25 protein-coding genes and 1 pseudogene are annotated in these 24,263 nt (G+C 71.6%); 15 read left to right on the forward strand and 11 right to left on the reverse strand.

Annotation, left to right across the window (positions count from 1 at the left end):
- Positions 1-32: 32 nt before the first annotated feature.
- The 5 genes and pseudogenes from IEY61_RS32355 to IEY61_RS14285 all read left to right on the forward strand — a co-directional run.
- A pseudogene (locus tag IEY61_RS32355) lies at positions 33-203 on the forward strand (site-specific integrase); the annotation flags it as partial.
- A 195-nt stretch (positions 204-398) separates the two neighbouring features.
- Positions 399-1,589, forward strand: coding sequence for a helix-turn-helix domain-containing protein (locus tag IEY61_RS14270; protein ID WP_229705902.1), 1,191 nt, complete (start codon positions 399-401; stop codon positions 1,587-1,589).
- A 192-nt stretch (positions 1,590-1,781) separates the two neighbouring features.
- Complete coding sequence (locus tag IEY61_RS14275) at positions 1,782-1,946, forward strand: hypothetical protein (RefSeq protein ID WP_189044355.1); 165 nt, start codon at positions 1,782-1,784, stop codon at positions 1,944-1,946.
- A complete protein-coding gene (locus IEY61_RS14280) occupies positions 1,939-3,141 on the forward strand; it encodes a helix-turn-helix domain-containing protein (protein ID WP_229705892.1) in 1,203 nt (400 codons plus the stop codon). Before IEY61_RS14275 ends, IEY61_RS14280 begins: the two co-directional genes overlap by 8 nt.
- Positions 3,138-3,332, forward strand: a complete 195-nt coding sequence (locus tag IEY61_RS14285) for a hypothetical protein (RefSeq protein WP_189044356.1) — start codon at positions 3,138-3,140, stop codon at positions 3,330-3,332. The genes IEY61_RS14280 and IEY61_RS14285 overlap by 4 nt, the downstream gene beginning before the upstream one ends.
- A 30-nt stretch (positions 3,333-3,362) precedes the next feature.
- Here the strand turns inward: IEY61_RS14285 and IEY61_RS14290 are convergent, their stop codons facing one another.
- Together IEY61_RS14290 and IEY61_RS14295 are read right to left on the reverse strand one after the other, a co-directional pair.
- The gene (locus IEY61_RS14290; RefSeq protein ID WP_189044357.1) at positions 3,363-3,587 is read right to left on the reverse strand and encodes a type II toxin-antitoxin system HicA family toxin; all 225 of its coding nucleotides are present in this window, start codon (positions 3,585-3,587) and stop codon (positions 3,363-3,365) included.
- Positions 3,584-3,796 carry a type II toxin-antitoxin system HicB family antitoxin gene (locus IEY61_RS14295; RefSeq protein WP_189044358.1) on the reverse strand — a complete coding sequence of 71 codons (213 nt, stop codon included), beginning with the start codon at positions 3,794-3,796 and terminating at the stop codon, positions 3,584-3,586. The genes IEY61_RS14290 and IEY61_RS14295 overlap by 4 nt, the downstream gene beginning before the upstream one ends.
- A gap of 208 nt (positions 3,797-4,004) precedes the next feature.
- Here IEY61_RS14295 and IEY61_RS14300 point away from each other — a divergent pair, with 208 nt between their 5' ends.
- Positions 4,005-4,610: a DNA-3-methyladenine glycosylase gene (locus tag IEY61_RS14300; RefSeq protein ID WP_229705893.1), complete on the forward strand. Its 606-nt coding sequence runs from the start codon at positions 4,005-4,007 to the stop codon at positions 4,608-4,610.
- A gap of 145 nt (positions 4,611-4,755) precedes the next feature.
- On the opposite strand, the gene IEY61_RS14305 is transcribed toward IEY61_RS14300, so the two are convergent.
- Positions 4,756-5,262 carry a GNAT family N-acetyltransferase gene (locus IEY61_RS14305; RefSeq protein WP_189044360.1) on the reverse strand — a complete coding sequence of 169 codons (507 nt, stop codon included), beginning with the start codon at positions 5,260-5,262 and terminating at the stop codon, positions 4,756-4,758.
- 141 nt (positions 5,263-5,403) lie between these two features.
- Here IEY61_RS14305 and IEY61_RS14310 point away from each other — a divergent pair, with 141 nt between their 5' ends.
- The 3 genes from IEY61_RS14310 (at position 5,404) to IEY61_RS14320 (ending at position 7,896) form a co-directional block, all read left to right on the forward strand.
- The gene (locus tag IEY61_RS14310; RefSeq protein WP_189044361.1) at positions 5,404-5,985 is read left to right on the forward strand and encodes a type 1 glutamine amidotransferase domain-containing protein; all 582 of its coding nucleotides are present in this window, start codon (positions 5,404-5,406) and stop codon (positions 5,983-5,985) included.
- Positions 5,986-6,145: 160 nt separating this feature from the next.
- Entirely contained in the window at positions 6,146-7,273 is a 1,128-nt protein-coding gene (locus IEY61_RS14315; RefSeq protein WP_189044362.1) for an LLM class flavin-dependent oxidoreductase, read from the forward strand.
- The gene (locus tag IEY61_RS14320) at positions 7,270-7,896 is read left to right on the forward strand and encodes an FMN reductase (protein WP_189044364.1); all 627 of its coding nucleotides are present in this window, start codon (positions 7,270-7,272) and stop codon (positions 7,894-7,896) included. The genes IEY61_RS14315 and IEY61_RS14320 overlap by 4 nt, the downstream gene beginning before the upstream one ends.
- Positions 7,897-7,978: 82 nt before the next feature.
- Here IEY61_RS14320 and IEY61_RS14325 read toward each other — a convergent pair whose 3' ends face one another.
- From IEY61_RS14325 to IEY61_RS14335, 3 genes are read right to left on the reverse strand one after another with little or no spacing between them, the layout of a single operon-like run.
- Positions 7,979-8,824 carry a universal stress protein gene (locus IEY61_RS14325; protein WP_189044366.1) on the reverse strand — a complete coding sequence of 282 codons (846 nt, stop codon included), beginning with the start codon at positions 8,822-8,824 and terminating at the stop codon, positions 7,979-7,981.
- 36 nt (positions 8,825-8,860) lie between these two features.
- Positions 8,861-9,748 (reverse strand): universal stress protein, encoded by an 888-nt coding sequence (locus IEY61_RS14330; RefSeq protein ID WP_189044368.1) that lies wholly within the window; start codon positions 9,746-9,748, stop codon positions 8,861-8,863.
- Positions 9,749-9,768: 20 nt separating this feature from the next.
- A complete protein-coding gene (locus IEY61_RS14335; RefSeq protein ID WP_189044369.1) occupies positions 9,769-12,381 on the reverse strand; it encodes a cation-translocating P-type ATPase in 2,613 nt (870 codons plus the stop codon).
- Between the two features lie 315 nt (positions 12,382-12,696).
- On the opposite strand from IEY61_RS14335, the gene IEY61_RS14340 reads away from it, so the two are divergent.
- Positions 12,697-13,176, forward strand: coding sequence for a GNAT family N-acetyltransferase (locus IEY61_RS14340; RefSeq protein WP_189044370.1), 480 nt, complete (start codon positions 12,697-12,699; stop codon positions 13,174-13,176).
- A gap of 160 nt (positions 13,177-13,336) precedes the next feature.
- Positions 13,337-14,692, forward strand: a complete 1,356-nt coding sequence (locus IEY61_RS14345; RefSeq protein WP_189044371.1) for a hemolysin family protein — start codon at positions 13,337-13,339, stop codon at positions 14,690-14,692.
- Between the two features lie 30 nt (positions 14,693-14,722).
- Here IEY61_RS14345 and IEY61_RS14350 read toward each other — a convergent pair whose 3' ends face one another.
- From IEY61_RS14350 to IEY61_RS14370, 5 genes are all read right to left on the reverse strand, one after another.
- The gene (locus IEY61_RS14350) at positions 14,723-15,064 is read right to left on the reverse strand and encodes a PRC-barrel domain-containing protein (protein WP_189044372.1); all 342 of its coding nucleotides are present in this window, start codon (positions 15,062-15,064) and stop codon (positions 14,723-14,725) included.
- Positions 15,051-15,419, reverse strand: a complete 369-nt coding sequence (locus IEY61_RS14355) for a hypothetical protein (protein ID WP_229705894.1) — start codon at positions 15,417-15,419, stop codon at positions 15,051-15,053. The genes IEY61_RS14350 and IEY61_RS14355 overlap by 14 nt, the downstream gene beginning before the upstream one ends.
- An 8-nt stretch (positions 15,420-15,427) precedes the next feature.
- Positions 15,428-16,654 (reverse strand): NRAMP family divalent metal transporter, encoded by a 1,227-nt coding sequence (locus tag IEY61_RS14360; RefSeq protein WP_189044374.1) that lies wholly within the window; start codon positions 16,652-16,654, stop codon positions 15,428-15,430.
- Between the two features lie 92 nt (positions 16,655-16,746).
- Positions 16,747-17,751, reverse strand: a complete 1,005-nt coding sequence (locus tag IEY61_RS14365; protein ID WP_189044375.1) for a glycosyltransferase family 2 protein — start codon at positions 17,749-17,751, stop codon at positions 16,747-16,749.
- A complete protein-coding gene (locus tag IEY61_RS14370; protein ID WP_505820371.1) occupies positions 17,748-18,566 on the reverse strand; it encodes a WecB/TagA/CpsF family glycosyltransferase in 819 nt (272 codons plus the stop codon). Before IEY61_RS14370 ends, IEY61_RS14365 begins: the two co-directional genes overlap by 4 nt.
- Positions 18,567-18,712: 146 nt before the next feature.
- Between IEY61_RS14370 and IEY61_RS14375 the strand changes: the two genes are divergently transcribed.
- The 4 genes from IEY61_RS14375 to IEY61_RS14390 all read left to right on the forward strand — a co-directional run bounded on the left by IEY61_RS14375 (position 18,713) and on the right by IEY61_RS14390 (position 24,212).
- Entirely contained in the window at positions 18,713-19,561 is an 849-nt protein-coding gene (locus tag IEY61_RS14375) for a glycosyltransferase (RefSeq protein WP_189044377.1), read from the forward strand.
- A 353-nt stretch (positions 19,562-19,914) separates the two neighbouring features.
- Positions 19,915-21,726: a DUF4082 domain-containing protein gene (locus IEY61_RS14380; RefSeq protein WP_189044378.1), complete on the forward strand. Its 1,812-nt coding sequence runs from the start codon at positions 19,915-19,917 to the stop codon at positions 21,724-21,726.
- 282 nt (positions 21,727-22,008) lie between these two features.
- Positions 22,009-22,842, forward strand: a complete 834-nt coding sequence (locus IEY61_RS14385) for a GumC domain-containing protein (protein ID WP_189044379.1) — start codon at positions 22,009-22,011, stop codon at positions 22,840-22,842.
- 2 nt (positions 22,843-22,844) lie between these two features.
- Positions 22,845-24,212: an O-antigen ligase family protein gene (locus tag IEY61_RS14390; protein ID WP_373293159.1), complete on the forward strand. Its 1,368-nt coding sequence runs from the start codon at positions 22,845-22,847 to the stop codon at positions 24,210-24,212.
- The last annotated feature ends 51 nt before the right edge of the window (positions 24,213-24,263 follow it).

Here is a 24,263-nt window from a genome sequence, read left to right on the forward strand (position 1 = left end):
GCCGGGCACCCGCATCGGCGCCGGTCAGGGTCGCAGTGGCGCTGCTCGACGCGGGGGAGAGCATCAAGGCCCTCGCCTCCTACCTCGGCCACGCCGGCCCCGGCTTCACCCTCCGCATCTACACCCACCTTATGCCCGCCGGCGAGGACCGCACCCCACGTGCGAGCGGGGGTCTCTTTCCTTCCCGAGGTGATGCGGTTTGAACAGCACAGATGCGGTTGTCGAGTTGCGTTTTTGGTGTTTACCGCGCCTGCTCGCGTCAGGAGCGGCTGTTGCTGATGCGGCGGGGGCGCGACCGGGCCGGCCCTCGCTCAGCAGGGGCATGCGTCGCGGCAGGGTGGTCGCGCGGTGTACTGTCCGTCACAGTGTTCCGCTGGCCAGGTCTGGGTTCGTCCAGCCTGCTACCTGGGAGCGTCGTCGTGTCGCACGTCGATCCGCGCTTCGGTGCCCAACTTCGCGCGCTTCGGACCAGGCATGGGTTGTCACTGCGGGCGCTGGGTCAGATCGCCCATCGGGGCAAGAGCCACTTGCACGACCTGGAGACCGGCGCGAAGGCCCCTACACCCGAGACGGCTCGACACCTTGATGAGGTGCTGCGAGCGGGCGGGACCCTCGCCTGTCTGGTTGACCAGCCCGTAGACCACGATGCCGAGGCCGGCGAGTTGCTGGCCCGGGTGCGGGCCAGCGATGTGAGCGCCGAAACGCTCGCTCGGATCGAAGCCAGTGTGGACGATCTGGCGAGTGCGTACGCGACCACGCGGCCCGTTGACCTGCTGCCGATGGTGCGGCGGCAGTTGGCCTATGTGGGGCGGCTGCTCGACGGGCGTGGCACGTTGGCGCAGCGGCGGCGCCTCGTCGTTGCCGCTGGCTGGTTGACGGTGCTGCGTGCGACGGTGCACATAGATCTCTTGCAACGGTCCGCGGCGGGCACGCACCTGAACGCTGCCATGGCGCTCGCGGAGCATGGTGAGCATCCGGAGATTCAGGCGTGGTGCCTGGAGACGCAGGCGTGGGACCGGCTTACTCGGGGCGACTACCGGCGGGCTGTCGACCTTTCGCAGCAGGCTCAGCGACTGGCTCCTCGGAGTAGTTCGGCGCACATCCAGGCGGCCGCTCAGGAGGCGCGGGTGTGGGCGCGGCTGGCGGATGTTCGGCGGACGCGTGACGCGCTGGATCGGCTGGAGCGGTTGACGGCGAACCTGCCGGTGCCGGAGCGGGCTGAGCACCACTACCGGTACGACCCGACGAAGGCGTTGGCGTACACGGCGACGACGCTGTCGTGGGCGGGTGATCCGGCGGCCGAGCAGGTCGCTCGGGCCGCCTTGGCGGAGTTGGACCCGCGTGGTGACGGCGGTGAGCGGCCACGGCGTTCCGCTTCCGCGCGTCTGGATCTCGCCATGGCACTGGTGGCCGCCGACCAGCCGGACGAGGCGATCGTGGTCGCCGCCGACGCGGTTCGTTCGGGCCGGGTGGTGTCGTCGAACTGGTGGCGGGCGCGGGAGGTGCTGCTCCGGGTCGAACTGACCGGCACGGCGAACGCCGTAGTGCTGCGCGAGGTGTACGAGGCCCACCGGCCTGCGGTTCGATAGCGGACAGTACGCGCGGCCAGCGGACAGCCACTAGCTTTCTGCCATCGCCTGTTCACCACATGCTGTGGATGAGGGGCGGGAAAGCATAAACAGGTCGGCAAGACCGCAGACCCGCCTGCAGTTGGGGTGCGGCGGTAACGGATTCCTGGCCCGAGTCAGCCCGGCCGCGCCCCTGCCAGCGAGAGGTGGGGGATGAACGGCCAGAACGACGCTGACAAGCCCAGCAGGGGTGAGCAGATCGAAGCCGCCGAACGGGAGGCGGCCAAGCGGCGGATACTCGCGCAGGCTGAGGCGGAGCGAATACCGGTGGAGGAGACGACCCGGACGGTGCCGGATCGGCGGTGGCGGCGTGGGTGACGGATCGTTGCCGGTTGGTCGGCGGGTGGCGTACTGGCGGGTGCGGCGGCGGATGTCGCAGCAGGTGTTCGCCGATCGGTTGGGCAAGTCGAAGAGCTGGGTGGACAAGGTGGAGCGGGGTGCCCGGACCTTGGACAAGGTGTCCACCCTCGCGGACATCGCCGCGGTGTTGCGGATCGATCGGGCGGTGCTGCTGGGCCGTGACGTGCAGCCGGTCGAGGCGTACGCGCGGGTCGAGGGGGTGGAGCGGATCCGGGCGGCGTTGTCGTCGTACGACATCGCGTTGGGTCGGCGGGTGGCGGGCCGGGAGGTGACGGCGGCGCAGGTGGCGCGTGGGGTGCGGCACGCCTGGACCACCTACCAGCTCGGGCGGTACCCGCAGTTGATCGGTGTGCTGCCGGAGCTGTTGAGCGGGGCGCAGCGCGGCTTTGCCCGGGAGGCGGAGTCGGGGCGGGTGTCGCTGGTGGAGGCGTACCGGGTGACCGCGTCGCTGCTGGTGAAACTCGGTGAAGGTGACCTGGCGTGGTTGGCCGCCGACCGGGCGATGAGCGTGGCGACCGGGGACGTGGTGCTGGTGGCAGCGGCGGCGGTGCAGCTCGGGCAGGTGCTGCGCGCCACCGGTCGGGCGGGCTTGGCGGTGCCGACGATGCGGGCTGCCGCGTACCGGATCGCTGTGCTGGGCCTCGACGGCGGCCCGCCGCCGCACCTGTCGCTGTGCGGCTCGCTGCTGGTGCAGGCGGCCCTCGCGGCGGCCCGGCACGGCGACGAACGCGCCGCCACCGGCCTGCTCGACGAAGCCGCCGACCTGGCCGCCCGGGTGGGCGACGGCCACGACCATCATCGGACCGGGTTCGGGCCCACCGCCGTCACCACCGCCCGCACGCTGGCGGCCGTGGAGTGGGGCGACCCGGCAACGGCAGTGGCGTGGCATCGCCAGGCCACCGGCGGCGACGGCTGGCGGTGGCTACCCGCCGAACACCGCGCCGCCCACCTGATCGACACCGCCCGCGCCCACCTCCAGGCCGACGACCCGGCCAACGCCGCCCGCGTCCTGTTGGAAGCCGACCGCATCGCCCTCGCCGAGGTACGACACCGGCCCGCCGCCCGCGACCTGCTCACCCAGCTGACCCGAAACCCGTACGCCCCGGCGGCGATCATCCAACTCGCCGCCACGCTCGGGGTGCCCGGGGCATGACCGCACCGTTCCTGTCCCTGGCCCAGATCCTCAACCGACTCGCCCTCACCGCCCGCTGGGCCCTCCGCGAGCACCTGCCCAGCCCCGACGGCATCTGCCCGACCTGCCACACCCCCGACTGCGCGGTGGCCAACGCCGCACGCGACGTCCTCGACACCATCAAGCGGATGCGCTGGCGCGACCCGGCATAGCGAAGTCTTCGTGCTCCCGGCGCTTCCGCTTCAATCGAGCAGTTGCTGGAACTCTCCCGGCGTCAACCCAGCCTGCCGAAGAATGGAGGCGAGAGTCCCGCGCTTGATGGTGTGGTGTTGCGGAACGATGACTACTTTCCCGGCAGAGTTGCGGTACACCGCGTGGCTGCCCTTGGTGCGCACATGATCGAACCCGGCCTTGACGAGCCCAGCGACTACCTTCCGGAGCGGAAGGTCGGCCAACGCCGGGCTCACGCCGCCCTTCCGACCTGGAAGGAGGTCACCAACGGGGTCGCCTCGATAGCGGGTTGGGAAACCTCTTCGAGGTAAACCTCAACTGCTTCTCGTAGGTTGGCCAGGGCCTCGTCGAGCGTCTGGCCCTGGCTGGCGACGTCCAGTTCCAAACACCGTGCGACGTACCAGTCCTCCTCCTGATGAACCGCGGCAGTGAAAGTTCGAACCATCAAGGTCCTCCTGAGGTTGGCAAATCGCTTCTTCATCCTACGGTTCGGACAGGTTCGTGGAGATACCTCGAAATGCCGCCTGTCGACGCGCCGATCGGCGCGATGACGTCCCGGACCACCTGGGATCAAGCGGATGCGCTGGCGCGACCCGGCATACGGAAGGACGGTGTGGGTTGTCGGTCGCGCGCGGGCCGGGTTACCTGGACGCGTGAATCATCCCTGGCTCAGTGCCCCCGCCGCCGACGTCGCCGAAACCGCCCGGACCCTGCTCGGCTGGGAGATATCGGCCAACGGCGTCCGGATCCGGCTGACCGAGGTCGAGGCGTACGCCGGCACCGGCGAGGATCCTGCCTCGCACGCCCATCGCGGGCCGACCCCGCGTACGAAGGTCATGTTCGGGCCGCCGGGTTACGCCTATACGTACTTTGTCTTTGGTGTGCACTGGTGTCTCAATCTCGTCTGCGGGAACGAGGGGGAGGCGGCGGCGGTCCTGCTGCGCGCCGGTGAAGTGGTCGACGGGCTGGACCTCGCTCGCAAGCGTCGAGGAGAGGTGCCCGACCGGGACCTGGCTCGCGGGCCCGCCCGGCTGGTGGTCGCGCTCGGCATCGACGCGACGGCGAATGGCACCTCCATGCTCGACGGCAGCGGCCCGCTGCTGCTGACCCCGCCCACCCGCCCAGTCGCGCCGGCTGCCGTCTCCGCCGGCCCACGCGTCGGCGTGGCGGCAGCCCACGACGTGCCCTGGCGGTTCTGGATCACCGGCGACCCGACCGTCAGCACCTACCGCCGCCACGTCCCCCGGCGACGACGCTGATCTGCTGTCGCTGTCGAGCTGAACCGCTGGTGCCATCACGTGAGGGCCGCTCGGCCGAAGGCCGCGATTCGTTGACGCTCTCAGCTCGACAGGGCCGGCCCTGCCAGGGTCAGAGGGTGAGCAGGTAGGCAAGGCAGTCACGGGCCTACGCGTCGGCTGAGCCGATCGGACTCCGGTAGTGGCGGAGGCGGACCGCCTCGCCGTTCGGGCCGGTCCAGTCCGCCGTGCTGATGTGGGTGAGTCGCCAGCCGGTCGCCTCGTACATCGCCGACGCCGCGCTGTCGCCGTCGACGACCTCCAGGACGAGCGGCATCCGTTGGTCGTCCGCGACAATCAGGGCGTGCTCGACAAGCCGCCGGCCGACCGCCTGCCGGCGCGCCTGTGGTGCCACGAAGAGGCGGCCGACCTCGGCCACCGGGCCGGCGGCCTGTTCGGTCCGCGCCAGGAGGACATGACCCAGGATGGCGCCGTGCCCGTCCATGGCGACCCAGGCGTCCAGAAGCCCGGCCGGGGTCAGCCAGCGTGCCGGGTCGGCCGGCCAAGTAAGCGGGTAGCCGTCCGCGTCGTGCACCTCGCGCAACACCGCCACGCACCGCTCCAGGTCGTCCTTCCGACGTTGCCGCAGGCGCGGCGAGCGCAACGAACTGGTCATACGGAAGGGCTGCCCAATCGTGGGATTGTCTCTCACCAGGCGGGTGACGTGCGACGGTTTGCCGGAAGTGGCACCGGGTACGCGAACTGTACCGAGCCAGTGCGCCGCAGACAGGGGCGGTGCCGGGAAGGGAGCCGAACCATGGCTGACACCCAGCAACCACTGACCGGGAAGCGGGTCGCGATCCTCGCCACCGACGGAGTGGAAGAGATCGAGTACACCCAGTCGAGGTCCGCCGCGGAGCAGGCGGGCGCAGAGGTCCACCTGATCTCCCTCAAGCCGGGCGAGATCCAGGCCATGAACCAGGACATCAGTCCCGCCGGGAAGCATCCCGTGGACCGCACGGTGGACCAGGCCGACGCGAGCGAGTACGACGGCCTCGTGCTGCCGGGCGGCACGGTCAATCCGGACCGGCTCCGGATGAATCCCGACGCGATGGCGTTCGTCACAGCGTTCTTCGCGCAGGAGAAGCCGGTGGCGGCGATCTGCCACGGCCCGTGGTCGTTGGTGGAGACCGGGATGGTCAAGGGCCGGACGGTCACCTCGTTCCCGAGCCTGCGGACCGACATCCGCAATGCCGGCGGGAACTGGGTCGACCAGCCGGTTCAGGTCGACAACGGCCTGGTGACCAGCCGCAAGCCGGACGACCTGCCGGCGTTCTGCGACAAGTTGGTCGAGGAGTTCGCCGAGGGCCGCCACGCGGGGCAGCTGGCCAGCGTGTGACCGGCCGAGCGGCCCGGGGTTGCCCAGGGTGGCACCGGCCGGACGGATCGTGATCGAATTACTGAGGGTCTGGCACCCGCCGGAATAGTTGACTCGTCAAGTATGTTGTGCGGGTCGTCCGGGCCAGCCGAGGTTCCGGCCGCCACCCAAGGAGGGCCTCATGCAGTTCGGTGTCTTCACCGTCGGCGACGTCACGGTCGATCCGACCAACGGTCGCGAACCGACCGAGGGCGAGCGGATCAAGGCGATGGTGACCATCGCGCTCAAGGCCGAGGAGGTCGGTCTCGACGTCTTCGCCACCGGCGAGCACCACAACCGGCCGTTCGTGCCCTCCTCGCCCACCACGATGCTGGGCTACATCGCCGCCCGCACCGAGCGGCTGCTGCTCTCCACCGCGACCACGCTGATCACCACCAACGACCCGGTGAAGATCGCCGAGGACTACGCGATGCTGCAGCACCTTGCCGACGGCCGGGTCGACCTGATGATGGGCCGCGGCAACACCGGCCCGGTCTACCCGTGGTTCGGCCAGGACATCCGCAACGGCATCCCGCTCGCCATCGAGAACTACGACCTGCTGCGCCGGCTCTGGCGCGAGGACGTGGTCGACTGGAAGGGCCGCTTCCGCACCCCGTTGCAGTCGTTCACCTCGACGCCGCGTCCGCTCGACGACGTCCCGCCGTTCGTCTGGCACGGCTCGATCCGCAGCCCGGAGATCGCCGAGCAGGCCGCGTACTACGGCGACGGTTTCTTCGCCAACCACATCTTCTGGCCCGCCGAGCACACCCGCCGGATGGTGGACCTGTACCGGCAGCGTTTCGAGCACTACGGCCACGGCTCCGCCGACCAGGCCATCGTCGGCCTCGGCGGCCAGGTGTTCATGCGGCGCAACTCCCAGGACGCGGTACGCGAGTTCCGCCCCTACTTCGACAACGCGCCGGTCTACGGGCACGGTCCGTCGCTGGAGGAGTTCACCTCGCAGACCCCGCTGACCGTGGGCAGCCCGCAGCAGGTCATCGACCGCACCCTCGGCTTCCGCGACTACGTCGGCGACTACCAGCGGCAGCTGTTCCTCATGGACCACGCCGGGCTGCCGCTGAAGACCGTGCTGGAGCAGCTCGACATCCTCGGCGAGGAGGTCGTGCCGGTGCTGCGCAAGGAGTTCGACTCGCTCCGGCCGGCGCACGTACCGCCGGCGCCGACGCACGCGTCGCTGCGGGCCGCCGCCGAGCGGGCGGCGCAGAGCGGCGACACCCTGGCCGGGACCGGCGCGGAGGTTGACCGGTGACCTCGCGAACCCTGGCCGTGGTGTCGGCGGGACTCAGCCAGCCCTCGTCGACCCGGCTGCTCGCCGACCAGCTCGCCGTCGCCACCCGCGACGAGCTGGTCGGGCGCGGCGACACGGTCGAGCTGCGCCCGGTCGAGCTGCGCGAGCACGCCCACGACATCGTCAACCACCTGCTCACCGGCTTTCCGTCAGAGCCGCTGCGACAGGCGTTGGAGCAGGTCACCGGCGCCGACGGGCTGATCGCCGTCACCCCGATCTTCAACGCCTCGTACAGCGGGCTGTTCAAGTCCTTCTTCGACCTGGTCGACGCCGAGGCGTTGACCGGCCGGCCGGTGCTGCTCGGCGCCACCGGCGGCACCGCCCGCCACTCCCTGGCCCTGGAACACGCCGTCCGCCCGATGTTCACCTACCTGCGGGCGGTGGCGCTGCCGACGGCGGTCTTCGCCGCGCCGGAGGACTGGTCCGGCGGCACGGTGGAGAGCGCGCTGCGGGCTCGGATCGGCCGGGCCGCCCGGGAACTGGCCGAGCAGGTCCACCGGCGGCCGGCGTCGAGTGGGCCGGTCGACCCGTTCACCCTCACCACCGACTTCGAGCAGCTGCTGCGCGGCGGCGGGGACACCTGATCCGAGAAGCAGCCGCCGCTTCGAGACGATCACTGAGGCACCGGAACGACCGCCGCCCCGGGCCCGGGGCGGCGGTCGCTTCTCACGCCGCGTGCCCGTGCGGGTGGGCGACGAGCACCGGGCATCGGGCGTGCTGCACCAGCGCCTGACTGACCGAGCCGAGCAGCAGCCCGGCGAAACCGCCCCGGCCACGGGAGCCGGCCACCAGCAGCACGGCCGTCGCGGACGCCTCGATCAGCGCCTGGTCGGGTTTTGCCGCGGTGACCAGGCGCTCGGCCACGGTCAGGCCCGGGTGGCTGCCCCGGGCGGCGGCGGCCGCCGTGGCCAGCAGCGCCTCGGCCGCGCTGCGCTCGTCGGTGTCGCGTTCGTCGGCGACGTGCACCAGCACCAGCTCGGTGCCGCGCCGGGTGGCCTCGTCCGCGCCGTACCCGACGGCGAGTTCGGCCGGCTCCGACCCGTCCACCGCGACCAGGACCGGCCCCTCGGTGGGGATCGGGCCGTCGGGCGGCCGGACCACCAGCACCGGGCAGTGGCCGTGCGCGGCCACCTGGGTGCCGACCGAGCCGAGCAGCAGGCCGGCGAAGCCGCCCAGACCCCGGCTGCCCACCACGACCAGCTCCGCCCGCCGGGACTCCTCGACCAGGGTGGCGCCCGGGCCACCGGCCACCTGCCGCACCTCGACGCTCAACCCCGGCCACCGGTCGACCAGCTCGGCGGCGGTCTGTTCGAGCATCTTGCGGCCGTCCTCCGTGGGCATCGGCAACCCCACGTCGTACGGGTTGATCGCCACCCCGTAGCCGAGCGGGTGCAGATAGCCGTGCACCAGGTGCAGCGGGCGGGAGCGCCACACCGCTGCCTGCGCGGCCTGCTCGGCGGCGACCAGGCTCGGTGGTGATCCGTCCACTCCCACCACGACAGGTCGGTTCATCGGCCTCCTCCCAGAGATCCGTCTCACACGTTGCCCTCAGACCGTACGCGGCTTGCGGACGATCGCCACCGGTGACTCGGCGTGGTGCAGCACCGCGTGGCTGACCGAGCCGAGCAGCAGCCCGCCCAGTGGGCCCCGCCCGCGCGCGCCGACCACCACCAGTTGCGCGGTGCGGGACTGCTCCACCAGCGCCCGGCCCGGCGAGCCGCGGACCAGCCGCTGCCGCACAGTCACCTCCGGATGGCGCTCGGACCACTCGGCCACCGATTCGGCGAGGACGCGCTCCTCCTGTTCCCGGAAGGCGTCCAGGTCGTAGACCAGCGGCAGGATGTCGCCGGGACCAGCCGGGGTCGGATAGAGCCAGGCGTGCACCGCGACCAGTTCCGTGTCACGCCGGGCCGCCTCCTCGAACGCGAAACCGACCGCCTGCCGGGAGAGTTCCGAGCCGTCGACGCCGACGACCACCGGGCCGTTCGCCGGCGGCTCACCGCGTACCACCAGCACCGGGCAGTCGGCGTGGGCGCTGACCTGCACGGCCGTCGAGCCGAGCAGGAGGCCGGCGAAGCCGCCCAGGCCCCGGCTGCCGAGCACGACCAGCGCGGCGGCGCGGGATTCCGCGAGCAGGACCCCGCTGGCCGCGCCCTCGACCACCGCGCCGTCGACCGTCACCTCCGGCGCCGCCTTGCCCGCCTCGGCCACCGCCTCGTCGACGTAGCGCTGCGCCTGGTTGCGCAGGCCACCGTCGGCGGGTGCCCCGGGCGCCGGGCCCAGCGGCACCCGCATCAACGGCCAGATGAACGCGTGCACGATCCGCAGTGGGAGACGCCGGGTGGCGGCCTCGCGGGCGGCGGCCCGTACGGCCTGCAAGGCGATCTCGGAACCGTCCACACCCACCACGACGGGGGCAGCCATGTCGCTGGTCATCGTCTCCTCCTCGTCGGCTGTCAGCCTGAACCACCGGACGGCGCCGCGGACGCGCACCGCCGTTTCCGGTCTGTGAACCGCCTGGTCAACCCTAGGACCAGGCCCGGCAGAGCACTCACCGCCATGCAGGCGAGCAACTCCACGGCACCGAGCGCCTCGGTGCCGAGCAGCCCTCGCAGCGGCGGCAGCAGCACCCCGGCCACCTGGAGCAGCGCGGAGGCGGCCACGGCCAGCGGCAGGGCCGGATTGCCTCGGCGGCCGCCCGAGCGTGGTGTGCGGACCGCCAGCGCCACGCCGAGCTGGGCCAGGCCGAGCACCACGAAGACCACCGACTGCCAGGGCCGGTCCCGGTGGGCGGCGAGCAGGCCCGCGCCGAGCGTCACCGCCGAGATCAACGCCCCGGTGACCAGGATCTGCCGGCCCAGTCCCGCACCGAGCACCGACTCCCGGGGCGAGCGCGGTGCCCGGTGCAGCGTGCCGGGTTCGGCCGGCTCGGCGCCCAGGGCGACCCCCGGCACGCCGTGGGTGAGCAGGTTGATCCAGAGGATCTGCGCCGGCAGCAACGGCACCGCCAACCCGAGCAGCGGACCGAGCAACATCACCGCGATCTCGGCCACCCCGCCGGCGAGGGCGTAGCGCAGGAAGCGGCGGATGTTGTCGTAGATCCGCCGGCCCTCGCCGATCGCGGTGGTCACGGTCGACAACTCGTCGTCGACCAGGACCAGGTCGGCTGCCTGCCGGGCCACCTCGGTACCGCCACCCATGGCCACGCCGATGTCGGCCCGCCGCAGCGCCGGGGCGTCGTTGACCCCGTCGCCGGTCATCGCCACCACGTGCCCCTGCGACTGCAACCCGGCGATGATGTCGAGCTTCTGCTCGGGCTGGGTACGCGCGAACACCCGCGCGGCCGGGGGCGCGTCGGCGGGATCGCCGGCGTCGCCGCGTACCACCGGGTCGCCCTCCTGCCACAGACCGAGCCGGCCGGCGATGGTCGCCGCGGTGGCCGGGTGGTCGCCGGTGACCAGCACCAGCCGGACGCCGGCGTCGGCCAGGCCGTCGGCGGTGTCCGACGCAGCGGCGCGCAGCGGATCACCCACCGCGACCAGTCCCAGGGGGCGCAGTGCCCGCGGGTGGGCGGGGTCGGCGGGCGGGGCGTCGACCAGGCCCGCCGCCAGCGCGAGCACCCGCAGCCCGTCGGCGGCCACCCGGTGTGCGGCGGCGGTCAGCGCGGCCACCTCGTCGGTGGTGGCGTCGAGCAGCGGGGCGGTGAGCACGCTCTCCGGCGCACCCTTGCAGACCACCAGGTAGTGGCCGTCGCAGCTGCGGTGCACCGTGGTCATCCGGCGTAGCTGCTGGTCGAAGGGGTGTTCCGTGATCCGCGGCCAGGCCCGGCGGGTGGCCTGGGGATCCAGGCCGCACCGGGCGGCGAAGGCCACCAGCGCGGCCTCCAGCGGATCGCCGACGGCGTCCCACCGTGGCCGGTCGTCGGACGGCGGGGCCAGGGTCGCGTCGTTGCACAGCAGTCCGGCCCGGGCCAACCGGCGCAACTCGTCCGGCGCGGTCACCGGGACGCCGTCCCGGTGCACCGCGCCGGACGGGGCGTAGCCGTTCCCGGTGATCCCGAACCGGGCGCCGTCGGCGGTGACCGCCTGCTGCACGGCCATCCGCCCCTCGGTGAGGGTGCCGGTCTTGTCCGAGGCGATCACGGTGACCGAGCCGAGCGTCTCCACGGCGTGCAGCCGGCGGGGGATCGCCCGGGCAGCGGCCATCCGGCGCGCGCCGAGCGCCAGGGCCAACGTGACGACCGCGGGCAGCGACTCCGGCACGGCGGCCACCACCAGGCTCACCGCGGTGACCGCCATCTCCACCACCGGCTGCCCGCCGAGCACGCCGACGGCGAAAACCAGCCCGGAGAGGAACACGGCGACCAGGCCGAGGAGCCGGCCGAGGGAGGTGAGGCGGCGTTGCAGCGGTGTGGCGGCCGGTCGGGTGGTGGCCGCCAGGGTGGCGATCCGGCCCAGTGCGCTCGCCGGGCCGGTCCGCAGCACCGTGCCGGCGGCCCGACCGGTGCTCACCACCGTGCCGGCGCTGACCTGGTCGCCGACCTCGCGCGTCACCGGCACCGACTCGCCGGTCAACGCCGACTCGTCCAGGTGCAGCCGGTTCGCGTCGTCCAGCAACAGGTCGGCCGGCACCACGTCACCGGCCTCGAGCCGGACCAGGTCGCCCCGCACCAGCTCGGCGGCGGGCAGCACCACGTCGTGACCGTCGCGCACCACCCGGGCGGTCGGCGCGGCGAGCTGGTCGAGCGCGGCGATGGCCTGGTCGGCGCGTACCTCCTGGACCACCCCGATCGCGGTGTTGACCGCGACGACGAGCAGGATCACCGCCGTGTCGGGGTAGTCCCGCAGCGCGGTGGTGACCACCGCGGCGGCCAGCAGGAGGGCGACCAGGGGGTCGGTGAGCTGGCGCAGGATCCGACCGGCCAGGTGCCGGCGGGGCGGCGCGGCCGCGACGTTCGGCCCGTCGACGCGCAGCCGGTGGGCGGCCTCGGCGGAACTGAGCCCGGCGCTCGGCCGCGCCGCCGGGGTGATCTCCGTGGCTACGTTGCCGCCTGCGACCTGTCCGGCCACCGTCCGCTCCGCCCTCTCCGCCCGGCCCGCCCCTACGGCACGCCCGCTATGTCACCAGCCTCGCCGAGGCCGGCGCCGCCCGGCAGAGGCGATCCGCCCGCATGACCCGGGACCAACGACCCGGCCAAGGGTGTCCCCGCCCCCGGCACCCGACGGCGGCGCCGACGACGACCGTTGGGCCGGCATCGACGCCCCGCGGCAACCGCGCGGCGCTTGCTCAGCGCGCCCCCGCGCACCGCAGGGGACGCCCGGGAATCAGCGTTGCACCACCAGCCGCCGGGCCCGGAGCATTACCCGGACACGTATCGTCGGGCGGTGACCGACGACCTGCGGCTGCGCCCGGTCGGCGAGGACGACCTGCTGGAGTTCTTCGCCCATCAACTCGACCCGGCGGCCAACCGGATGGCCGCCTTCGGGGCGCCGGACCCGACCGACCGGCGGGCGTTCGCCGCACACTGGGCGCGCATCCTGACCGATCCGGGGATCGTGGCCCGCACCGTGACCGTGGACGGCGAGGTGGTCGGGCACGTGCTGGCGTTTCCCGCGGCCGGTCGGACCGAGGTCAGCTACTGGATCGACCGGCCCCGGTGGGGCCGGGGGTACGCCAGCCGCTCGCTCGCCGCCCTGCTGCGCGAGGTGACCCGTCGGCCGTTGTTCGCGCGGGCGGCGGTCGACAACGCCGCCTCGCTGGCGGTGCTGCGCAAGTGCGGGTTCGTGGTGCGCGGCACCGACCGGGCGTACGCCCCGGGCCGCGGCCACGAGGTCGACGAGTACCTCCTCGAACTGCCCGGCTGACCGGCCCCTTCGACCGGCGGGTCGGCGGGCACGGCGCGGTCGCGCCGCACCACGGTCGGGAGAGGATTCACCGCCGTGGCGAGTGGGCATAGGCACCGCTACGTCGACGGAAGGCCGCCGGCGGCGCCACGGGGCGCGGTCCAGCGAGGGAGAGCCGGGCGTGCAGAACTACTGGAGCCAGCTGGCCCTGGTCGGAGTCCTGATCGTGGTGAACGCGATCTTCGCGGGCAGTGAACTGGCGCTGGTGTCGCTGCGCGACAGCCAGGTGCAGCGACTGGAGCGCACGGGCCGCACCGGTCGGGTGCTGGCCCGGCTGGCTCGGGACCCCAACCGTTTCCTGGCCACCATCCAGATCGGCATCACCCTGGCCGGCTTCCTCGCCGCGGCGGCCGCCGCGGTGTCCCTCGCCCGGCCGCTGGTGCCGTTGCTGGCCGACGTGTTCGGCCGGGCCGCCGAACCGGCGGCCGTCGTGCTGGTCACGCTGGCGTTGACCTTCGTCACCCTGGTCTTCGGCGAGCTGGCCCCGAAGCGGATCGCGATGCAGGTCCCGGAGCGGTGGGCGCTGCTGGTCGCCCGCCCGCTGGACCTGCTCGCCGCGCTCGCCCGGCCGGCGGTCTGGGCGTTGAGCGCCACCAGCGACCTGGTGGTGCGGATGGTCGGCCTGAACCCGAAGCCCGAGCCGGACGAGATCAGCCCCGACGAACTACGTGACATCGTCGCCGGCAACCACGGCTTCACCAAGGAGCAGCAGACCATCATCGCCGGCGCGGTGGAGATCGCCGAGCGGAAGCTGCGGGCGGTGCTGGTGCCCCGGCTCCAGGTCTTCTGCCTGGACAGCGGCACCCCCGCCGAGGCCGCCCGGCTCGTGCTGGCCGCCTCCGGGCACTCTCGCGCGCCGGTGGTCCGCCACGGCGGCCTGGACGAGGCGGTCGGCGTCATCCACCTGCGGGACCTGGTCGGCGTACGCGACGACCAGGCGGTCGACGAGTACGCCCGGCCGCCGATGCTGCTGCCGGACTCGGTGCCGGTGGTGGACGCGCTGCGCCGGTTCAAGGCCGAACGCCAGCACATGGCCCTGGTGGTGGACGAGCGCGGCGCGGTCGACGGCATCGTCACCCTGGAGGACATCCTGGAGGAGATCGTCGGGGAGATCTACGACGAGACCGACCGGGACGTCCGCGAGGTGCGCACCGAGCCGGACGGTTCGCTGCTGCTGCCCGGCACCTTCCCGGTGCACGACCTGATCGACGTCGGCGTCGACCTGCCGGGCCGACCGGAGGGCGACTACACCACGGTGGCCGGGCTGGTGCTCGCCGTTCTCGGCCGGCTTCCCGGGCGCGGCGAACACGTCACCGTCGACGAGTGGCGGCTGGAGGTCACCCACGTCGACGACCGGGCCATCTCCGGCGTACGGCTCAGTCGTGCCGCCGCGCCGAGCGAAGCCGACCAGGATGGGCCGGCGGCACCGGATCCGGCGACCGGCGATGCCCGGACCGTGCTGGACGGCAGCCGCTGATTCTCTCGCACGTCATGGCTCTGCGCCGGCTCAGCCTGTCGGCGGCGAGTCGGGCCCGGGCCGGTTGGACGGCGAGCCGGACCTGGGCCACTCGGGCAGCGGCGGGTCGAGCCGGATCCGGTGCATCGGCACCTGGATGGTGCTGCGGCCGAGCAGCCGGGCGGCGGCGCGCAGCGCCCACGGGCCGGAGGGGTGCAGCTCCGGGCCGATCAGCCGCCCGCTCAGCCGGCCGTACCAGTGCCGGGTGACGACCAGGTCGGTCAGGCGCAGCGGTCCGCCGGGCGTACCGCGGACGACCAGGTCCACCACCCGGCCCAGCCGTCGCCCCCGTTCGTCGTACGCGGTCCGACCCAGCAGTTCACCCGCCCGCACGGCCGGCTCCCGGGATGCGGTCGATCAGGTGGCGGCGCAGCCACTGCTCCACGGGTGGGGCGGGTAGTTCCTCGGCGCGTACCCGCAGCCACACGGCGCTGTCGATCCGCGCGACCAACGGGTACGGGATGCGCAGCGGCGCCATCGGCCGGTCCGTGACGAACCGCTCGGCCGCCAGCGCCATCATCCGGCCGAGCCGGCCGCCGACCCGCAGCCCGAGCGCGCCCGGCCCGGTGAGCAGCGTCCCCAGATACGGCCTGCCCTCCGGGTCGATCGCGAACTCCACGTCGTCGACCTTGCCGATCAGCCGGCCCTGCACGTCGACGAGTTGGCGGTCGAGCAATTGGCGGCTCACCTCGATCCTCACTGCCCCATTCTCGTGCCGATGGCCAGCGGTATGGCGACGATCGACGCCGCCAGGATGACCAGCAGCAGCGCGGCGGCCAGCGTGTTGAGCCACGGTCCGTTGACCCGGTCGCCGAGGTACGTGCGGTCGTTGGCGACCACCAGGATCGGCAGGTACGTCAGGGGCAGCGCCACCGCGCTGATGATCAGCATGTACTCGGTGAGCGCCACCGGGTCGATCGCGGTGAGCAGCAGGAGCACCCCGAGCAGCACGCTGACCAGCAGCACGGTGTGGAACCGGGTGGCCTCGCGCGGGCTGACCCGCTTGCCCCACTGCCAGCCGAAGTACTGCGCGGCGGCGTACGCGGCGGACAGGCCGGTCTCCAGCGCGGCGCCGAAGGTGACCGCGAAGAAGGCCAACGCCGCGATCGCCAGGCCGAGGCCGCCGAAGGCCAGCACGACCGGATGGGCGACCTGTTCGAGGCCGGTGACCGTCAGGCCGGCGGGGCGCAGCACCACGGTCGCGGTGGCGATCAGGGCCAGCGCGAGGAACCCGCCGATCGGGAATCCGACCAGCACACTGAAGCGGGCGTCGGCCAGGTCGGCGGTGCCCCAGCGTTCCTCCACGCCGCCGGAGGAGAAGAAGAAGACCTCGTACGGGCTGACCGTGGAGGCGAACAGGGCCACCGCGACGAACCAGTACGCTCCCCACCCCTGCCCGGCCTGTCCACCGCTCACCGCGCTGTGGCCGAGGGCCGCCCAGTCGGTGGGCAGCCAGAACAGCGCGACGGCGAAGACCACCAGCGCCAGGCCGGCCAGCCCGAACACCCGCTCCATCACCGGGAAGCGCATCCGCCACAGCACCAACCAGACCGCCGCCCCGGCGACCGGCACCCAGATCAGGTACGGCACGCCGGTGGCCAGCCGTACCGCCAGCGCCACCCCGCCCAGCTCGGCGGCCAGGGTGACCACGGTGACCACGTACGACGCCACCAGGTTGAGCAGCGCCACCCGGGCGCCGAGCCGTTCCCGGATCAGGTCGAACACCGCCCGCCCGGTCACCGCCGCGATCCGTCCGGCCATTTCGGCGTACGCGCAGATCGCCACCACGCCGAGCAGCAGGACCCAGCTGTGCGCCATGCCGAACCGGGCACCGGCCTGGCTGGCGGCGACCAGGTCGCCGACGTCCACGAAGCCGCCGACCGCGGAGAGGATCCCGAGCGTGGCGGCGAGGAGTTTCCTCATGTCGGCGTCGCGGACCTGGTCATCGACCCGACAATATCGTCGATATCCCCTTATTTGGGGCGAACTAGCGGCGGGACTGAGCCGTAAAGGACTCACCCGGCCGATCTGGCGTCGGCGGACACGTCGCTGCCAAGGCCGTCCGGGTCGTCCGGCGGCCGGGGCTCGTCGACCGGTGGCCAGCCGGCGGTCCAGGTGTCGCGCTGTCGCCAGAGCGCCACCCAGTTCACGCCGCGTGACCGGCCGGCGCCGAGGAGGAGTCTGCCGGCGGCCCGCAGCCCGACACCGGCGACGAGCAGGCCGACGCCGAGCCGGGACCGCAGCGGTGACCAGTGCCGCCGCAGGTAGGTGACCTTGCCGCGAAGGATCTTCAGCCGCTGCCCGTCGGAGCTGGACGAGGCACCGCCGACATGGATCACGGCCGCGTCGGGGTGGAGCACCGGCCGCGCGCCCAGCGCGGCGGCGCGGGTGCAGAGGTCGATGTCGTCGCTGTAGAGGAAGAACTGTGGATCGAACCCGCCGAGCCGGTCGAAGAGCGCACGTTCGATGAGCAGGAGACAGCCGGAGACCGCCGGCACCTCACGTACCGTGCGCCGGTCGTACCGCGGCAGGCCCTCCGGGTTGGCCCAGTGGCGGCGCGGGAACGCCGTCGAGAGGCCGGTGGCGAAGGTGAACTGACTCCACAGGCTCGGCAGCCCCCAGCAGGAGTAGCCGTCGTCCGTGCCGTCGGCGCTCAGGGTCCGTCCGGTGTAGACGCGATGCTGCGGCCGCTGCCGGGCGAACGTCAGCAGCTCTGTCACCGGCCGACCGACGGGTACGGTGTCCGGGTTGATCAGCAGGAGGTAGTCGCTGTCGCCGGCGACCGCCCCCCGGTTCACCCCTCGGCCCCAGCCGACGTTCTCGGTCAGTCGTACCAGCCGCACCTGGGGGAACTCTTCGGCGATCGCGTCGGCCGAGCCGTCGGTCGAGGCGTTGTCGACGACGACGACGTCGAACCGGACGTCCGGGGTGCGGCTGCGGTCGAGTTCCCGCAGGCAGCCCAGGGTCAGGTCGCAGGTGTTGTACGAGACGATCACGACGCAGACGTCGGGGCGGTTCACGGCTGTCCTCCCGGGCGGATGTCGCCGCGGCGGTGCAGCCGGCGCAGCGCGGTGACGGCCAGCAGCTCCAGCGCGAACGGAAGGTCGTGGACCAGGTAGCGGCGGGCGAGCCGGGCCGGTTCGTTGGCCAGGCGGTGCGCCCACTCGAGGCCGGATCGCTGCATCCACAGCGGTGCCCGCCGGTGGATGCCGGCCACGAACCCGATCGCCGCGCCGCAGCCCAGGAACCAGGTGCCGGGCAGCCGGGCGCGCAGCCGGGCGATCACCCGCTCCTGCTTGGGGAAGCCGAACCCGACGTAGACGACGTCCGGCGCGGTCGCCGTCACGGTGGCACAGGCAGCCTCGAACTGGTCGGGCCGGGCGTCGAACCCGAACGGCGGGCTGAGATGCCCGGCGATGCGCAAGCCGGGAAACCGGGCCCGCATGGCCTGCTCCGCCCGGCTGGCGGTGCCCGGCGCACCGCCGAACAGGTAGACGGAGCGGTCCTGCTCGGCCATTGCCGCCGACAGGCTCCAGATCAGGTCCGCACCGGGAACCCGGGCCGGCAGCGGATTTCCGGCTATCTGGCTGGCCCAGATCAACGGTTTCCCGTCGGCCACGACCACGCTCGCCGATTCCACGTGCGCGCGGGCCTCCTGATCGCGGCGAGCGCGGCGAAGAATGTCCACGTTCGGGGTGACGATCTGCCCACCCCGGCCTGCGGTCATCTCGGCGACGACGTGCCGGACCACGTCCTTCTCATGAAATGGATCAAAGTCAATACCGTACAGTTTGATCCGGTTTCCGGAGCTGGAACCGTTCGCATCGGTTGACACGAAAAAGGATCCTAGCGACGCGTACGCGCCGACAACGGGATGCGGCGATGTCGTATTTCGGTCTCTCGGCCCTGGCCTGGCTGATCGACCGGTTGTTCGCTCGGGTTATAGGCTGACACTATCGCGGAGTGCGAATCGATGTCATCATGCCAGCCTTCAATGAGGCTGACGGAATCGCCCACACGCTGGGTCGGCTGTTCAATTCTTCATCGGCCGGAAACAATGTGACCGTGGTCGTGGTCGCCAATGGCTGCACCGACGACACCGCCGCGGTCGCCCGCTCGTTCGGGGTACGCGTCCTGGAGATCCCGACACCGTCGAAGACCGCCGCGATGAACGCCGCCGACCAGATGGTCGACGGCGATGTGCGGATCTACGCGGACGCCGACGCGCCGCTCACGGCCGAACTGGTGCGCGACCTCGCCGCCGCCGTCGGGCGGCCCGGGATCGCCGCGGCGGTGCCCCGGCCGATGATCGACACCTCGGGCAGCGCCTGGCCGGTCCGCGCGTACTACGCGGTGAACGCCCGGCTGCCCGTCTTCCGCAACCGGCTGTTCGGCCGTGGGGTCATCGCGCTCTCCGCCGAGGCGCGGTCGCGCTTCGAGGACTTTCCCGAGCTCATCGCCGACGACATGTTCCTCGACGCGGTCATCGGCGCCGATGAGAAGGTGGAGATACCGGCGGTGGTCCAGGTGCGGGCGCCCCGACGTACCGGGGATCTCGTCCGCCGGGTGGCCCGGGCCCGGGAGGGAAACGCGGAGTTCTGGCGATTCCTGCGGGCCGCGTCGCCGGAGTACGGCGTGGTGGCGGATCCGGTGCCCGGCCCGCGGTCCTGGTCCTGGCTGCGACAGGTGCTGCTCCGGTCGCCCGGGCTGCTGCCCGCGGCGCTCTGCTACGTCGCGATCATCCTGTTGGCCGAGGCGAAGCGCCGCTCACCGGGCTGGAGTGCGCGGTCCGGCTGGGGGCGGCCCGAGTCGGTGCGCGCGCGACGGTAGTCCCGAGACAATCTCGTCTTTCTGCCATTGATGGGGCGATACGGGTTGGCAGGATACTCGTTAAGTGCCGCTTAATTCTGCCGGACGACCATCCCGGCGGCTCGTCGGGCATCGTTAGCAATCACAGCAATGACGAGCGAAAACGCGGCTGCCGCTCGCATTCGGCGAGCCGGGCTCGATCGCGGCTTCACGCCGACCCTACGCCGGTGGCGGCGCACACCTGACCGGAAAGGCGCCATTTCGTGGAAAGCCCGAATCCCCCCGTCGCTCCACTTCGTCTCGCGTACCCGCAGCCTGCTTCGCCGACCCGTCGATCGCGGCGCGGCCGCCTGACCGCCACAGTCGCGGCGACTGTGGTCATCGTGCTGGCGTCGGCGCTGGGTGCCTGGGGCAGCGCCACAGCGAGCACCACCTACTCGTTCTTCGCCAACCTCGACGTCTCCGGCGTGCCGACCGACCCGGACTTCATCTCCGTCGAGGTGGGCCTGCGCTTCACCTCGTCCAGCAACGGCACGCTGACCGCCGTCCGATTCCTCAAGGCGGAGGGCTCCGGCAACACCCACCCGGTGAGCGTGTGGACCGCAGGTCAGCGACTGGCCACGGCGACCTCGACCACCGAGACGAGTTCCGGCTGGCAGGAGGTGCGGCTGCCGACGCCGGTCACGATCAAGGCCGGCCAGGTCTACGTGGTCTCGTACCACACGACGCGGTACCGGGTGTCGGAAGACTACTTCACCGAGAAGGCCATCGCGGGTCCGCTGATGACCACCTCCGGCGCGGGTGTCTACGCGTACGGCGAGTCGAGCTTCCCCACCGAGACCTACCGGGCGAGCAACTACTGGGTGGATGTGGTCTTCGCGCCCGCGCCGGTTGCCCCGACCACGCCGCCCACAACCACCAGGCCACCGGTGACGTCACCGCCACCGACGGTCACACCCACGGCCAGCCCGCCGGTTCGCCCGGCACTGAACCTGCCCCGGGTCGCCTGGGAGGGCGGTCCGGCCCACTACGCCAGCTTCCCGGTGGCCAACGCTGCGGGTTGGACCAACCACAACTTCTTCCCGATCGGTGTGTGGTACGAGTCGGTGCTCACCCAGCACGACGTCGACCTGGACCGCGGCGCCGGGCTCAACACCTACGTCGCACTGACCTCGAACTCCGATTTGTCCCTGGTTCGGCACAACGGCATGTTCGCCGTCGTCGACACCGACGTGCCGGGCCAGGGTGCCGAGACGACGGCGTGGGAGCTCAACGACGAGGTCGACATGTGGGCCGGCCCCGGCACCAGCACCTGGACCGGAAACTACCCGGGCGAGGGGCAGATCTGTGTCGGCGTCAAGCTCGACTGCGGCTTCGACGTGCTGCGACGGCTCTCCGCGAGGCTGCCCACCGGCGACGGCCGGATGCGGTACGCGAACTTCGGCAAGGGAGTGATGTTCTGGGAATCCGACAGCGACTCCAGCCAGTTCGTCAACGGCTACACGTCGCTGTTCTCCAGTGACATCTACTGGTACACCGACCCGAACGTCTGCCTCTCCTCCTCGGAGGGTCCCAGCATCGGGGTTGCCGCGAGCACCTGCCGCCGCGCCGCCAACTACGGCCTGACGATGCAGCGGATGCGCCATGTCGACGCGCTGGACGGCAAACGTCAACCGATCTGGGCCTTCGTCGAGCTGGGCCATCCGTTCCAGGAGGCGTCGGCACCGACCATCACGGCGCCCCAGATCGCCGGGGCCGTGATGAGCTCCCTGATCAACGAGGCCCGCGGCATCATCTACTTCAACCACAGCTTCGGCGGATCGTGCATCACCCAACATCTGCTGCGGGACGCGTGCGGGGCGGCGGTGCGGCCGACGGTGACCGAGTTGAACAAGCGGATCACCGGCCTGGCGCCGGTGCTCAACACCCAGTCGTACGTCTGGACCTTCAACCACCATCTCGACACCATGCTCAAGGAGTACGCCGGTTCGTACTACCTCTTCGCGATGCCGGGCCGCACCGGTGGCACCGGCACCCAAGGGCTCACGCTGCCGCCGGGTCTGACCGCCCACCAGGCGCAGGTGCTTTTCGAAGACCGGACGGTGCCGATCAGCGGGGGCATGATCACCGACAACTTCGCCAGCGAGCACTCGTACCATATCTACAAGATCACGCCGACCGCCTGATTGGCAGGCCATCGGCGGGCAGGCCGGTGCCACCTGTGGTGGCGCCGGCCTGTCGCAATTACGAAACCAGTCCGCAGCAATTGACTGTCGTGTTCCTGACTGGCCACGATCGTGACCTCCGCTGAGCTGGACGACGAGGTTAATTCCCGCTCCGCGCGGCGGCTACCTCCTTGCACCAGGGGCATGCCGATTGGACACTGGGCGGGCGATACGCATGGGCGGCGTGGGTGGGTCACGTCCGGGAAAACGTCGGCCCTCGTACCTGGGGCTGAGAGGGACGTAGTGGACTTCTGGGACCTGACCAAACTTCTGATCCGGCGGTGGTACATCGCCGGTCCATTGCTGTTGCTGACGGTGGCCGCCACCGTTCTCGCCGCAGTCAAGATAGAACCGAATTACGTGGCGACCAGCTACGTCCAACTCGTCCCGCCCTCGGTCACCCCGAAGGAGTACGACGGCCGCGCGCCGCGACCGCGCAACCCGTGGCTCGATCTCGGCCTCGCCTCGCTGGGCAAAGCTGCCATCCTCACCGTGCAGGACCAGAAGGTGGTGGAGGCGCTCAAGGCCGCCGGGTACACCGACGCCTTCACCCTCACCCTGGACCAGGCGCTGCCGATCGTCACCTTCGAGGTCATCGCGTCCACCAGGGAGCAGGCGACGGCGACCACCCAGGAACTGGTCCGGCGCTTCGGCGAGAACGTGACCGCGCTCCAGGCCGACTACGGTGCCGCCGCCGAGCAGACGATCACCACCCTCCGGTTGACCGTCGGGGAGAACGTGACCGAGTCGACCTCGAAGGTCAAGCGGGCGCTGGTCGCGATCGCCGGGATCGGCGTACTGCTCACCACGGCACTGACCGTGCTGCTGGACGCCGTGATTCGGCGCCGGCGAGCGCGACAGGTGGCGGCGCCCCGAACCGAGCACGGCCGGGGACACGACCCCGCGCCGCCCACCGCCCCACCGATGAACCAGCGGACCATCTGGGCCGACCGGAACTCGGCCCAGACCGGCGTGGAGGACCGTTCCGGGGCGCTCGAACCGGTCTCCGCCGACGCCACGGTCATCGTGCCGCGCACGGAGTGGCCGCCGCCGGGCGTCGAGGGTAACCGCCGTTGACCATGTCCCTCCTGCATCCGGCGGACCTCGAACCGGCCAGCGTCGCGACAGGCGTGTACGCCTCCCGGCGCCGGTACGCCCGGGTGGACGCCGCCGTGCTGCTCGGCCTGATGCTCTGCCTGCTCATGCTGATTCCGGCGAAGCTCATCGTGCCCAACATGACCGACCTGGGGCGGCCGGCGCTCATCATCGCCGTGTTGATGTCCGCCTGGTGGGTTCTGGTCCGGTGCAATCCCCGCCTGTCCATGGTGGGGCCGCAGCCGATTCGGTGGGTGGTGTTGCTCTACCTGCTCTGGGCGATCCTGTCCTACGCGGTGGGCTTCTTGCGTGGTCTGACCACGATGGAGGCCAACAGCGCCGACCGGGCGATGCTCTACGTAGCCGCGTTCGCCGGTGTGCTGCTGGTGGTCGCCGACGGGCTGCCGAACTGGGACCGGCTTCGGCTGGTCTTCCGGGTGTTCGTCTGGTGTGCCGGGTTCATGGCCCTGGTCGGGTTGTTGCAGTTCGTGTTCTGGACCGATGTCACCGTCTATCTGATGGTGCCCGGGCTTGAGCCGAAAGGCTTCGTACCCGGCTTCGAGGTGCGCGGCGCCGGCGTCCGGGTGGCCAGCACCACCCTGCACTACATCGAGTTCAGCGCGGTGATGGCGATGGCCCTGCCGTTCGCCATCCATTTCGCCCGGTTCGCCCCCGAGCGGAAGTCCCGGCAACGTTTCGTGATCCTCGCCCTGGTCATCGCGGCGGCGATCCCCACCACGGTCTCCCGCACCGGTTTCCTGGCGGCCGGCCTGATGCTGCTGGTCATGGTGCCGGTCTGGGACGGGCGGATGCGGTACAACATGGCGGTGACCGCCGCCGGTCTGCTGGCCGCCCTGATGTTCCTCAAGCCTGGACTCATCAACACGGTCGTCGGGCTCTTCACCGGTGCCAGCGAGGATCCGAGCGTGACGTCGCGGACCGAGCGGTACGACATGGTCCAGAGCTACTTCGTTCAGCGACCCTGGCTCGGTCGGGGGATCGGCACCTGGGTATCGCCGCAGTACCAGTACCTCGACAACCAGTGGTTCGCCCAGGCGCTCACCGGCGGGCTGGTCGGGGTCGCCGTGCTCGTGGCGCTGCACCTGGTCTCGATCGCGCTGGCGGTCATCGCCCTGCGCCGGGCGAGTCGACCGGAGGACCGACACTTCTGCGCGGCGCTCATCTCGACCCAGATCATCGCGATCGCTGTCGGGTTCACGTTCGACTCCCTGAGCTTCACCACCTTCGCCACGCTGCTGCCGTTCATGATGGGGGCGACCGGAGCGGTGTGGCGCTTCACCCACCCACGGCGGGCGGTGCGTACCTCAACTGCCCGGTGGTATGCGGCCTGATAGGCGACAGCCCGACGCCCAAATTGCTGATTGCATAATCCACGAATTGGC

The sequence above is a fragment of the Micromonospora sonchi genome (assembly GCF_014646235.1).
In the GTDB taxonomy this organism is placed as follows: Bacteria; Actinomycetota; Actinomycetes; order Mycobacteriales; family Micromonosporaceae; genus Micromonospora; species Micromonospora sonchi.